Below are 12,252 nucleotides of genomic sequence, written 5' to 3' on the forward strand. Positions count from 1 at the left end.
GCCGCCGCGGCAGGTCGAGCGGGTGCGGCGAGCGGAGCCCGCGGTGCGGCGGGGATGGGTGGCATGGGCGCACCGGGCGCGCGCGGCGGGTCCGACGACGAACGGACCAAGGGCGTGCCCGACTACCTGATCACCCAGGAGAACGGCGAACTATTGATCGGCACGGACGGGCTGCGGACCGTGCCCCCGGTGATCGGCGGAGACAGCGACAGTGCAGCGGGCTGAGTTCACCGGCATCGAGTTCGAGATCCTGTGGTCGGGGTACGGCCGTGACCGTCTTCCCTACCCGTTGCAGTACCGCACCGATATCGCCGACTTCGAGGAGCTGAAGCGGCATCGGGAGGCGGCGGTCGAGAATCTGCTCGGCAAGTACGATCCGGCGGTCGAGCACGCGCTGGCCGTCCTGCTCGAACCCGACGCCAGGGTCGAATCCAAAGGCTATATCGGACAGGATGATTCGAATGTGGTCCGCTTCCACGGCGCGATCCGCGGTCGCGCAGGGGCGACCCTGACGCAGGCCCGCGGCCCCGCCGAGGACGTCGGCGGTGACGTCGTCATGACCTACTGCACGGCCGATCAGGTCGCCGCCCTCGCGGTCGCGGCGCTGCCCCGCGCCAAGCCGGGCACCAAGCCCCCGGTGGAGGTCCGCCGCGAACAACTCGCCGCCGAAGAGGAACACTTCGAGTACCGCGCGGGTCAGCTCAGCTCCGCCGACCAGCTCAATCGCATCTTCCGCCGCAGACGCCACGCCTTCGGCGAGATCTCGGCCTTCTCCGGCCCCGCCGTCGACGCCCGCCCCAGCCCCGGCCGCACCTTCTGGTGGATGGACTACGACGACGGTCGCTACTACGTCAAGACCGGCGATCCCATCATCGCCGAACCCCTGCCCACCGACCGCATGGTCGCCGGCATCCGCCGCATGCTCGCCCGCGCCCAGCGCTACCACCAGGAGTTCGGGGAACCCGACGAACGCCTCGCCTGAGCTCGCTCACCACCCGCCGTCGAACAGTGCCTGCAACGCGGGCACGGGTTCGGCGACCGTCGAGGTATTCGCCACCGCGACAACGACGAACACCACGGTCAGTCCCATCGTGAGCAACCCGAGCCCGGCGAGAACGCCCCGCTCCGCCGAGGACTTTCCGGCCCGCCGCCGCCACAACACCACCGTCGCGACGGCACACCCCACGGCGACCATGGACGCGATCACCACCATCGCGACGTGATAGCGCGTGAAGTCACCGATCATCACCTCGAGCGCGGGCGACGAACCCGCTGCGGCCAGCTGCCGACCGACGTCTGTCACGGTCCCCGCGAGTTCCGGACCCACCGGGTCGTCGAACAGCATCGGCAACAGGGAGGCGTAGGGCGCCACCGCGCCTTGCACATTCGCCATCACGGCCAGCACCGCGACGAGCGCGCACGTCGTGACGCCCGCACCGGCCGCCCCGAGGGCGACGCGGCGCCCCCACCGCGCATCATCTTCCCGGCCGACGGCGTTCCACAACGCGACGGCCAGCACCGTCAGAACCCCCAGCAGCACCGCCGCGATCACGGCTTTGGCCACGTGATACCGAAACCAGTACGCCACCACCTCATTCAGCGCGGGCGAGAATTCCCCTGCCCCGGAACTCCAGTACCCGACGAACGCCACCCGCAACGCGTCTCGCAGCTCCCCCTCGTTTCCGATCCCGCCCGCGGAACCCCACCCCGCCGCCATCCCCGGAACGACCACGAACGAGACGCCGAGCAGCACCGCCGCAATCGCGAGCAGCCCTATCCCCCGCCCGGACATTCGCCTCACCCGCGATACCACCGCCAGACCGCCCACGACGATTCCTCCACTCAGAAACGGCCACCGCGACACCAGCAGTCGCTCACACCGATGCTAACGAGCGCTTTCTGATGTGACACGTGCCGCGCTAGAATTCGGAGGTCGTCGGGTCGACTCCCGACCGGAGAGCGCTGTGACCGAGGCCGACTACGTCGTTGTGGGAGCGGGAAGCGCGGGCTGTGCGGTCGCGCGCAGGCTCGCCGAGAGCGGCGCGTCCGTGGTGCTGCTGGAAGCGGGTGGCCCGGACGACAAGGGCTGGGCCCGAATGCTGTTCCGGATTCCCGGCGCGATCAACGTCATGCACTCGACGCCGCAGCTGAAGAAGCTGTTCGATTGGGGCGACAAGTCGATCCCGCAGCGCCACGCGCTCGGCCGCCGGATCCCCATGACGCACGGCCGGATCCTCGGCGGATCGAGTTCGGTCAACGGGATGCTCTTCGTCCGGGGTCACCGGAAGAATTTCGACGACTGGGCCGCCGAGGGCTGTCACGGGTGGGCCTACGAGGACGTCCTGCCCTATTTCCAGCGGATGGAGGACTGGGAGGACGGCGCGAGCGAATGGCGTGGGTCCGGTGGTCCGATCAAGGTCACCCGCCAGCACACCATCACCGACGCGGCGCGCGCGTTCATGGACGCCACCGAAACGCGCCTGGGTGTGCCGAGAATCGACGACTACAACGGCGAGAGCCAGGAAGGCGTCGCGGTTTTTCAGCAGAGCGCCGCGAACGGTGTGCGGTACTCCGCGGCCAAGGGCTACCTGCACGAAGATCCGCTGCCCAATCTCACCGTGCGCACGCAAGCGCGAGTGACGAAGATCGTGATCGAAGGCTCCCGCGCGACGGGCGTGCAGATCGTGGTCGACGGCGGCACGCAGGTGATCGGGGCCTCGCGCGAGGTCGTCGTCTCGGCCGGCGCGTTCGGATCACCGAAGATTCTGCAGTTGTCCGGGATCGGCCCGGCCGCGCACCTGACAGAGCACGGCATCGCCGTCGTCGCGGATCTGCCGGTGGGCGACAATCTGCACGACCACCTCTTCGTCCCCCTGTCCTTCGCGATGAATTCGGCGTTGCGCAGGCCGACGGCTCCGTATTTCCTGCGCGGACTGGCGGCCGAACGGGTTCGTCCGGGATCGTCGTGGGCGGCCGGTTCCTCCTTCGAATCCGTCGCCTTCGTGCGCACCTCGCATGCCCACGACATTCCCGACCTGCAACTACTCAGCCTCTACTGGGTGTATCCGTCGCCGAATCAGGACTCCGACAAGCGAGTCGTTCCGGCCACCAAGAAGCCGGGTCACAGCGTCTTCCCCGCCCTCATCTACCCGGAGAGCCGTGGCACCGTGCGGTTGGCCTCGGCGGATCCGGCCGCCGCACCGCTCATCGATCCGGCGTATCTGACAGCACCCGAGGACACCGAGGTGCTGCTCGAGGGCATCGACATGGTCCGCGCGATCATGGCGGGAACCGGCGACAACGAGGGCGAAATCGTTCCCGGCGCACCCTTCACCGACGAAGCGGCGATGCGCGAAGAACTACCGAACCGCATCCACACCGTCTATCACCCGGTCGGTTCGGTCCGCATGGGTGTCGACGAGCGCGCGGTCGTGGATCCGCAACTGCGAGTGCGCGGAATCGACGGCCTCCGAGTCGCCGACGCCTCGATCATGCCGAGCGTGACCGGCGGCAACACCAACGCGCCCACCATCATGATCGGCGAGAAATGCGCCGACCTGATCCTGAAGGGCTGAGGTTCAGCCGAACGGGTTCGATCGCTCGCACTCCTTCGACGGAAACCGGAGCGATCCGGAACGCGCCGATGTTCCGCACGAAGATTCGTGCGGAACATCGGCGGGGATGTCAGGCGGCGACGGCGACCGGGGNGATCCGGAACGCGCCGATGTTCCGCACGAAGATTCGTGCGGAACATCGGCGGGGATGTCAGGCGGCGACGGCGACCGGGGTGGAGGTGGCGTCCAGGGCGGGCGTGGGGCGGGAGCGCAGGGCGCCCAGGCCGAGCAGGGCGAGACCGGCAGCCGACCAGGTGAGCAGGACCGCGAGGGGGGCCAGGGCGCCCGCGCCGTCGAAGTAGGCGACCGAACGGAGCAGGGACGCGGCCGCGCCGGGCGGGCACAGCTGGCCGATGGTGCCCCAGGGCTGCGGGAGGAGTTCGGGGGCGGAGGTGGCGGCGGAGAACGGGTTGCCGATGAGGAGCATGGTCAGGGCACCCAGGCCGATGCCGGGGCGGCCGATCGCGGCGGCCAGGCCGACGAGGGTGGCGGCGACGGCGAACGCGGCCAGGCCGGCGATCGCGGCGAGTTCCAGGTAAGAGCCGGGAACGATCGAGAGCCAGGTGTGGAAGACCAGGGTGCTGAGCAGACCGCCGGCGACAGCGAAGGTGACCAGGCCGACGAGCCGGGCGGCGAAACCGGGGATCAGCAGGGTGAGCAGCACACCCGCGGCGATGCCGGACATCACCAGGGGCAGCACCATCGAGCCGAAGCCGGCGCCGCGCGGGTCGTCGGGGTCGGTGGCGACGACGTCCTGGACCGGCGTGGCGGGCGCGCCGCCGAACTGCTGGGCCAGGGCGGTGAGTTGCTGGGCGACCGCGGGTGAGGCGGCCGAGGCGACCAGGACCTGCGGTGCGCCCTGGCCGGTGACGATGGCGCCGTAGACCTCGTTGTCGGTGAGCGCGGTGCGGGCGGCGTCCGCGTCGGCGAGGGTGGTGATCTCGAAGGCGTCGGGGCTGCGCTGCTGCAGCTGCTGGGTGACCTGCGCGGCCTGTGGACCGGTGACGGCGATGGGCAGGTCGCGCGGAGCGAGGTTGACGGCGGGCCAGGCGAAGGCGATCAGGAGCAGAGCCTGCAGCGCGGTGGCCGCGAGACCGAGCGCGACCGCTCGTCGAGTGATCGTCATGGCGGTTCTCCCCTTAAAGCGAATGTTCGTTCTTTTTGGTGGTTCCACGGTGGCATCGAGAGCCCGCGCTTGTCAAGAACGGATATTCGTTTTACTTTGAGGCATGCCCCGAGTCAGCGAAGAACACCTCGAACGTCGCAGGCAGCAGATCCTCGACGCCGCGCAGCTCTGCTTCGCCAAGAGGGGTTTCCACGAGACCTCGATGCAGGATGTGTTCGCCGAGGCCGGGTTGTCGGCGGGGGCCGTCTACCGGTACTTCACCAGCAAGAACGAGATCATCGCGGCCCTGGTTCTCCAGACGATGGTGCCGCTGAGGTCGCGGTTGGCCGAGATCATCCGCGCCGAGACGCCGCCGGTGCCCGCCGAAGTCGTCCGGCTGCTCACCACCGAGGTGATCAAGCACAGCGGCGCGGACGGGCCGTTGCGCTTGGCGCCGCAGGCCTGGGCACTGGCACTGGTGCAGCCGGAAGCCGGTCTACCGGTGCGCGAGGGCATCGCCACCATGCGGGATCTGTGGCGCGAGTACGTGGTGCGGATGCGCGAGCTCGGCTGGATTCCGGCCGACGCCGATGTCGACGCACTGGCCAAGACCATCATCGGGATCATGCCCGGCTTCATCCTGCAACATCTGCTGCTCGGCGACGTCGATCCGGAGGAGATGGCCAGAGGCGTCGAGGTGCTGCTGCCGATCGACCCGGCCCGGGATCGTTAGGAAGCTCACTGTTACCGACGCCGGGGAACGGGTAGGTTCGGGTGCGGCACAGGTGGGGTCGTGGGGCCACCGAACCGCCGACAATCGATCCGACCAGGGAGTTTCCTGTGGCATTGCACCGACGAACCCTTCGATCACGCGGCATCGCCGCCCTCGCCACCGCGACCGTGGCGGCCGTCCTGCCCGTCGCCGTGGCAGGCACCGCGCAGGCACGCATGATCGGCGGATTCGAGGTGGGCGGCGCGATCGAGATCGAATACGACCAGGCCGGCGGCCCCGCGCTCGGTGACCCCACCTCACCCGAATCCGACGCCGCGGCGGGCGGCAAGTACCAGACCTTCGCCAACAACGCGGCGATCTACTGGCACCCCGACACCAACGCCAACACCGTCGCCGGGCAGATCCGCGACAAGTTCGCCGAGCTGGGCAACGAGGGCGGCAAGCTCGGCTATCCGGTCACTCGCGAGGAGTCGACCCCGGGTGGCACCGGCCGCTACAACCACTTCCAGAAGGGGTCGATCTACTGGTCGGTCGGCACCGGCGCGCACCAGATCAGCGGCCCGATCCGGGACAAGTGGGCCGCGCTCGGCTGGGAGTCGAGCCCGCTGGGATTCCCGCTCAGCGACGTCTCCAAGGCAGGCAAGGGCGACGGCCAGTTCTCGATGTTCCCGACCGGCGCCATCTACTGGTCCTCGTCGACCGGCGCGCACGCGGTGTGGGGCAGCATCCAGGCCGACTGGATCCGGGCGGGCTCCGAAGGCGGCCGCTACGGCTACCCGACCAGCGACGAATACGACTACCAGGGCGGCAAGGCCCAGGATTTCCAGGGCGGCAAGATCACCTGGAAGCCCTCGAACTGACGCCTACGGCGCGAGCAGCCCCTGCCTGGCCCTGCTCGCGCCGGACAGCGTGAGCAGCAGCATGGTGGTCAGCGCCTGATCGTCGAGGCCCTCGGCGGGGAACGTGTAGCGCAGGATGACATCGCCCAGTTTGCCGCGCCCGATCAGGGTGACCGAGCCGAACTGGATCTCGTTGTTGCGCTCGGCGACGCGCTTGTGCAGCTGCGGCTTGAGCGGGCGATCCCAGGCCAGCACGCTGGTCAGCGACAGCACGGTGAGGCCCGGCGCCAGGGTGACCGCGCGGATCGAGCACAGCGCGCCGTCGTATTCGAAGCCGAGCGAGCCGTCGGCGTCGACGCGGACATCGATGTCCTGCATCTGCAGACAGGCGCCGGTGCGCGCCTGCAGGTCCAGTTCGGGTGTGACCACCGCGTCCATCTCGGCTCCGTCGCTCATTTGGTGCCGCCGAAGCGACGATCGCGCTTGGCGTATTCCAGGCACGCGTCCCACAGGTTACGCCGGTCGAAGTCGGGGAAAAGCGTGTCCTGGTAGACGAATTCGGCGTACGCGGCCTGCCAGATGAGGAAGTTCGAGCTGCGGAACTCCCCGGAGGGACGCAGGAACAGGTCGACGTCGGGCATATCGGGTTCGTCGAGGTACCGGGCGACGGTGGCCTCGTCGATCTTCTCCGGATCGATCTCCCCCGCCGCCACCCGGCGCGCGATCTCGCGTGCGGCGTCGGCGATTTCGGCGCGGCCGCCGTAGTTGACGCACATTGTCAGCGTCATCACGTCGTTGTCCTTGGTGAGCTCCTCGGCGATCTCGAGCTCCTTGATCACGCTGCGCCACAGGCGCGGTCGGCGACCGGCCCAGCGCACGCGCACACCCATCTCGTGCATCTCGTCGCGGCGGCGGCGGATCACATCGCGGTTGAAGCCCATCAGGAAGCGCACCTCGTCGGGGCTGCGCCGCCAGTTCTCGGTGGAGAAGGCGTAGGCGGACAGCCACTTGACGCCGATCTCGATACAGCCCTCGACGGAGTCCATGAGCACGGCCTCGCCGCGTTCGTGTCCGGCGGTGCGCGGCAGGCCACGTTCCTGCGCCCAGCGGCCGTTGCCGTCCATCACCAGCGCGACGTGGTTGGGGACCAGCTCCGGCGGGATCGCGGGCGGACGCGCACCGGAGGGATGCGCAGACGGCGGGCGCACGGTGCGGGCGGGCTTGCTCGCGGTGGAGGAGTCACGACGCAGGATCACGGCATCCATCCTGCCTGATCGTCGAGCACGGCCCGCACGGGCTCCGCGGATGGCCCGGATCGAGGGTTGCGGCGGCAGGTGCGCGACCGATCCGGCCGGACCGGCCCGCTCGCCGCGGTCGGGCCGCTCAGCCGACGCCGCCCGCGACCGAGCGGTACTCGCCCGTATCGGCACGGCTTCGCTCGATCAGCGGCAGCGTGCGCAGCTGCCGTTCCAGATGCCACTGCAGGTGAGCGGCGACCAGGCCGCTGGCCTGTCGGCGGATGTTGTCGGGGACGCCGGCGATGTAGTCCCACTCCCCCTTCAGCAGGGCGACGAGCAGGTCGAGGACCCCCGCGGCCGGGGTGCTCGCGCCCGGCGGCCTGCAGTGCACGCAGACCGCGCCGCCCGCCGCGACATGGAACGCGCGATGCGGGCCCGGCGTCGCGCAGCGGGCGCAGTCGTCCAGGGCGGGCGCCCAACCGGCGAAACCCATGGCGCGCAACAGATACGCGTCGAGGATCAGTTCGTGCGGGCGCTGCTTGGCGGCGATGGCGCGCAGGGCGCTCGCGGTGAGCGCGTGCAGTTTCGGCGCCGGTGCGCGTTCCTCGCCCGCCAGGCGTTCGGCCGTCTCGAGGATCGCGCAGGCGGTGGTGTAGCGGCCGTAGTCGTCGATGATGTCGGCGGCGAACGCCTCGACCGTGGTCACCTGGGTGACGATGTCGAGCGTGCGGCCCGGATGCAGCTGCACGTCGATGTAGGCGAACGGCTCGAGCCGCGCCCCGAACTTCGACTTGGTGCGCCGCACTCCCTTGGCGACCGCGCGCACCAGACCGTGTTGCCTGGTCAGCAGCGTGACGATGCGATCGGCCTCGCCCAGCTTGTGCTGACGGACCACCACCGCCTCATCCCGATACAACCGCACGGCCTCAGTCTTCCACGTCGACCCGACACCGCCACCACGGACACGGCGGGCCGGTCAGTCCCGCCGGAGCAGACCGGCGATGAGCAGCAGCAGGGACTGCTGGGTCTCGGCGCGGGCGCGCTCCGCGTCCTCGGCGTGCGCGACGATGAGCGAGGCTTCGGTGATGGCGCTGAGCAGCAGCTGCGCGAGGACCGGGACCGGGACGGCCGGGACGAGACCGGAGTCGACGGCGCGTTGCAGTTGGCCGGTGATCAGGCCGAGGCCGTGCCGGGATTCGAATTCGCGGAAGGCGGGCCAGCCGAGGACGGTCGGGGCGTCCATCAAGACCACACGCAGCATTTCCGGGCGAGCGCAGATGTCGAGGAAACAGGCCAGACCCGCGGTCATGCCCGCGACGACATCGTCGGGGGCGACGGCGGCGACCGCGCTCGCGATCTCCGCCGTGGCTTCGGTCTCGATCTGCTCGAGTACGGCCAGGAACAGCCCGCGCTTGTCGCCGTAGTGGTGCTGCAGGGCACCGCGGGTGACACCGGCGGCGGCCACCAGCTGTTCGGCCGAGGTCGCGGCGAAGCCGCGCTCGGCGAACAGGCTGCGGCCTGCCTGCTCGAGCGCGGCTCGGGTGGTGCGGGAGCGATCCTCCTGACTACGGCGCTGCATGCAGCCGAGTGAACTCCACGATCAGTTCGGCGAGCAACTCCGGCCGGTCCTCGGGCACGAAGGTGTAGGAGTCGTCGACGGTACGCAGACTCGCCTTCGGCAGTGCGGTGACGAGCCGCTGCGCCAGTGTCATCGGGAACAGCCGGTCCTCGGTGGACCACACCACCAGCACGGGAAAGTCGACCTCGGCGAAGCGTTCGGCGGCCGCGAGGGTGACCCGGTTGTCCACGCCCGCGGCGAAGCGACGCAGGTCGGCACGGATCGCGGCACTGCGCTGGGCGGGCCCCAGGTAGGACCGTGCGATGTCGGCCGGCAGGTGATGCTTGGTCACCAGGCCGAAGGCGAGCGGCAGCCGCTGCATCGGCTTCCACCGGATCGGCGCGAGCAACGGGGCGACCGCACCGGGCAGTTTCGCCACCTTCAGCAGCGCCGCGAACGGCTGCGGCGGGAAGACCTCGAAGCAGTCGACGGCGGCCAGCACGACCCGGCCGATCCGTTCAGGCCTGCGGGTCATCAGGATCTGGGTGAGCGCGCCGCCGGTGTCGTTGGCGACGACGGTGACGTCGGTCAGGTCGAGCGCGTCGAGGAACTCGGCGATGAGATCCGCGATGCCGGTGGGGGTGAGATCGGCGTCGGGCAGCGGGATCGAGTGCGATCCGAGCGGCCAGTCGGGGGTGAGGCAGCGGTGTCCGGCGGCGACCAGGCCGGGGACCACCCCGCGCCAGAGGTCGGCGTTGACGAGCAGGCCGTGCACGAACACGACCGGCGAGCCGGCGCCGGTGTCGTGATAGCGGATACGGCCGGACGACAGGGCGATCTCGCGCGCCGGGCCGAGTGCTGAGCTGATTCCCATGGGGTCCTCCCCTGGTCGAATGCTGGGCCTCTTCACTGTTACATACATACGGAATGTATGTCTATACCCGAGAAATCCACCCAGGGTATGTGGACGAGCGACCAGCTCGGGGCTACGGTCGACCCCACTACCTGCAGAGACGGAGCTCACATGTCCGCGCCCGACCGCCTCGCGCCGAAGCCCTCGGCCGACCTCGGCCTTTCCGAAATGTCCGCCGCGCTCGCCGACGGCAGCGTCTCCTCCGTCGCGGCCGTGACCGAGGCGCTCGACCGGATCGAGGCCGCGCAGCCGACGCTCAACGCCTTCCGGACCGTCCGCCGCGAGGCCGCGCTCCGGGAGGCCGCCGACGCCGACGCGCGTCTGGCCGCCGGCGAACGGCTGCCGCTGCTCGGCGTCCCGATCGCGGTCAAGGACGACACCGATATCGCCGGGGAGATCACCGCTTTCGGCTGCGGCGGCGAGTTCGCGCCGAAGACGGAGGACGCCGAATCGGTGCGCAGGTTGCGGGCCGCCGGTGCGGTGATCGTGGGCAAGGCCAATACCTGTGAGCTGGGCCAACTCCCGTTCACCAGCGGAGAGGCCTTCGGCCACACTCGCAACCCCTGGGATCGCACGCGCACCCCCGGCGGCTCCTCGGGCGGTTCCGCCGCGGCGGTCGCGGCCGGATTGGTGCCCGCCGCACTGGGTTCCGACGGCGCGGGCTCGGTGCGCATCCCCGCGTCGTGGAACAACCTGGTCGGGATCAAGCCGCAGCGCGGGCGCATCTCCACCTGGCCGCACGCCGAGGCGTTCTACGGGCTCACCGTCAACGGGCCGTTGGCGCGCACCGTCGGCGATGCCGCTCTGCTGCTCGACGTCACCGCCGGACCACACCGCGGCGACCTGCACACCCCGGCGCCGATCGACGCGAGCGCCGCCGTGGGGCGCGACCCCGGCAAGCTCAGAATCGCGCTCTCCCTGCGGATTCCGTTCACCGCGACCAAGACGGCGCTGGACCCGCAGATCGCGGCGGCCGTCCACGCACTGGCGACGACGCTGCGCGGCCTCGGGCACACGGTCACCGTGGCCGACCTGCACTACGGACTGATGATCGGCGCGTCGTTCCTGCCGCGCTCGATGGCGGGGATCGCGCGCGTGCGCGACGCGATGCCGGAGGCGATCGTCGACCCGCGCACCACGGCCAACGCCCGGTTGGGCGGACTGCTCGGCGGTCCCGTGCTCGCGGCCGCACGCCGCGCCGAGCCGTTGCTGCGCACACGGATCGGCGCGTTCTTCGACGACTACGACCTGGTCCTGGCCCCGACCACCGCCACCCCGCCCCCGCGTGCCGAGGAGATCGACGGGATCGGCGTCGGGGCGACCAACGCTCTGATCACCGCCGCCTGTCCCTACACCTGGCCGTGGAATGTCCTGGGCTGGCCGAGCGTGAACGTGCCCGCCGGTTTCACCGACGCCGGACTGCCGATCGGCGCGCAGCTGATGGGTACCGCGAACTCCGAGCCGATGCTGATCTCGCTGGCGGCTCAGCTGGAAGCGGAACTGCGGTGGGAGCGGGCGCGACCCACGCCGTGGTGGTGAGTCAGAACGGGGCGGTCGGCCACCACCGGTCGTAGAGCTCGGCGCCGTTGGTGGCGCCGATAATGCTGACCAGGCAGAAGTTCCGTGCCGGGTCGTCGAATTGGACGACGAGCGCCCCCGACGTGGTGCCCGCGCGCAGACCCGGCATGTTCTGGACGATGAGCCTGCCCCGCCCCGAGGACCGCTCCCAGTTCTCCTCCCGGATCTCGGTCGCTTCCACGAACGGCCGGGCGTTGCTCGGCGTGCGGTCGCCGTTGCAGTACACCGTCATACGTTCCACGGGATCGCGGTCACCGTTGCAGCTGAGCCGGCCGACGCCGTCGTGCTGGTCGAGCGCGATCGGCCGGTGCTCCTTGTCGACGGCCGCGCACCGTGCGCCCTGGTAGCCGCTCGCGAACGGCGTACGCGGGAGCAGCTCGGGCAGGGCACGAACGATGTATTCGTGCGCGCCCCATGCCGATTCGGCAGCCGTGGTCGGCGCCGCCGAGGTCGTGGGCGCGGCGGCGGGCGACTCGTCGCGATTCAGCGCGACGGCACCGGCCGCTACCAGCGCGAGGGTGAGCCCGGCCACCGCCCCGGCGGCCAGGAGCCGACGACGGGACACCGGCACTGTCACGGCGCGGGGCGACGGAGTCGGTGCCCAGGAGTGGCCGACCGGGACACCGGTGGGCGGGGTCCCGGCGGCGGGGCCCGGATGACCGATCGGTCCGCGC

At 70.3% G+C, this 12,252-nt stretch carries 12 protein-coding genes and 2 pseudogenes; 6 read left to right on the plus strand and 8 right to left on the minus strand.

All coding sequences use genetic code 11. The annotated features are described in order from the left end of the window. Together V8688_RS28705 and V8688_RS28710 are read left to right on the plus strand one after the other, a co-directional pair. A pseudogene (locus V8688_RS28705) lies at positions 1 to 225 on the plus strand (hypothetical protein); the annotation flags it as partial. Further along, positions 212 to 982, plus strand: coding sequence for an ESX secretion-associated protein EspG (locus V8688_RS28710; RefSeq protein ID WP_218715958.1), 771 nt, complete (start codon positions 212 to 214; stop codon positions 980 to 982). The pseudogene V8688_RS28705 and the gene V8688_RS28710, both read left to right, overlap by 14 nt. Before the next feature lie 6 nt (positions 983 to 988). On the opposite strand, the gene V8688_RS28715 is transcribed toward V8688_RS28710, so the two are convergent. Beyond that, positions 989 to 1,792, minus strand: coding sequence for a hypothetical protein (locus V8688_RS28715; RefSeq protein WP_342802106.1), 804 nt, complete (start codon positions 1,790 to 1,792; stop codon positions 989 to 991). A 172-nt stretch (positions 1,793 to 1,964) separates the two neighbouring features. Here V8688_RS28715 and V8688_RS28720 point away from each other — a divergent pair, with 172 nt between their 5' ends. Continuing rightward, positions 1,965 to 3,575, plus strand: a complete 1,611-nt coding sequence (locus tag V8688_RS28720; RefSeq protein ID WP_342802107.1) for an FAD-dependent oxidoreductase — start codon at positions 1,965 to 1,967, stop codon at positions 3,573 to 3,575. 190 nt (positions 3,576 to 3,765) lie between these two features. On the opposite strand, the gene V8688_RS28725 is transcribed toward V8688_RS28720, so the two are convergent. After that, positions 3,766 to 4,740 (minus strand): hypothetical protein, encoded by a 975-nt coding sequence (locus V8688_RS28725; RefSeq protein ID WP_342802108.1) that lies wholly within the window; start codon positions 4,738 to 4,740, stop codon positions 3,766 to 3,768. A 103-nt stretch (positions 4,741 to 4,843) separates the two neighbouring features. On the opposite strand from V8688_RS28725, the gene V8688_RS28730 reads away from it, so the two are divergent. Continuing rightward, positions 4,844 to 5,452, plus strand: a complete 609-nt coding sequence (locus V8688_RS28730; RefSeq protein ID WP_218715962.1) for a TetR/AcrR family transcriptional regulator — start codon at positions 4,844 to 4,846, stop codon at positions 5,450 to 5,452. Positions 5,453 to 5,559: 107 nt separating this feature from the next. Then, positions 5,560 to 6,312, plus strand: a complete 753-nt coding sequence (locus tag V8688_RS28735; RefSeq protein ID WP_308248320.1) for a hypothetical protein — start codon at positions 5,560 to 5,562, stop codon at positions 6,310 to 6,312. Positions 6,313 to 6,315: 3 nt separating this feature from the next. Here the strand turns inward: V8688_RS28735 and V8688_RS28740 are convergent, their stop codons facing one another. From V8688_RS28740 to V8688_RS28760, 5 genes are all read right to left on the minus strand, one after another. Further along, positions 6,316 to 6,669 carry a YbjN domain-containing protein gene (locus tag V8688_RS28740; RefSeq protein WP_255586597.1) on the minus strand — a complete coding sequence of 118 codons (354 nt, stop codon included), beginning with the start codon at positions 6,667 to 6,669 and terminating at the stop codon, positions 6,316 to 6,318. A 74-nt stretch (positions 6,670 to 6,743) separates the two neighbouring features. After that, positions 6,744 to 7,556 (minus strand): isoprenyl transferase, encoded by an 813-nt coding sequence (locus V8688_RS28745; RefSeq protein WP_218715964.1) that lies wholly within the window; start codon positions 7,554 to 7,556, stop codon positions 6,744 to 6,746. Positions 7,557 to 7,674: 118 nt separating this feature from the next. Next, positions 7,675 to 8,451 carry a DNA repair protein RecO gene (gene recO / locus V8688_RS28750; RefSeq protein ID WP_218715965.1) on the minus strand — a complete coding sequence of 259 codons (777 nt, stop codon included), beginning with the start codon at positions 8,449 to 8,451 and terminating at the stop codon, positions 7,675 to 7,677. 54 nt (positions 8,452 to 8,505) lie between these two features. Continuing rightward, on the minus strand, positions 8,506 to 9,108 hold the full coding sequence (locus V8688_RS28755) for a TetR/AcrR family transcriptional regulator (protein WP_316573915.1): 603 nt from the start codon (positions 9,106 to 9,108) through the stop codon (positions 8,506 to 8,508). Further along, complete coding sequence (locus V8688_RS28760) at positions 9,095 to 9,961, minus strand: alpha/beta hydrolase (protein WP_218715967.1); 867 nt, start codon at positions 9,959 to 9,961, stop codon at positions 9,095 to 9,097. Before V8688_RS28760 ends, V8688_RS28755 begins: the two co-directional genes overlap by 14 nt. 150 nt (positions 9,962 to 10,111) lie before the next feature. Between V8688_RS28760 and V8688_RS28765 the strand changes: the two genes are divergently transcribed. Then, the gene (locus tag V8688_RS28765) at positions 10,112 to 11,539 is read left to right on the plus strand and encodes an amidase (RefSeq protein ID WP_218715968.1); all 1,428 of its coding nucleotides are present in this window, start codon (positions 10,112 to 10,114) and stop codon (positions 11,537 to 11,539) included. Between the two features lies 1 nt (position 11,540). Here V8688_RS28765 and V8688_RS28770 read toward each other — a convergent pair. Next, a pseudogene (locus tag V8688_RS28770) lies at positions 11,541 to 12,252 on the minus strand (hypothetical protein); the annotation flags it as partial.

The sequence above is a fragment of the Nocardia sp. No.11 genome, from assembly GCF_038752175.1.
Lineage (GTDB): Bacteria > Actinomycetota > Actinomycetes > Mycobacteriales > Mycobacteriaceae > Nocardia > Nocardia canadensis.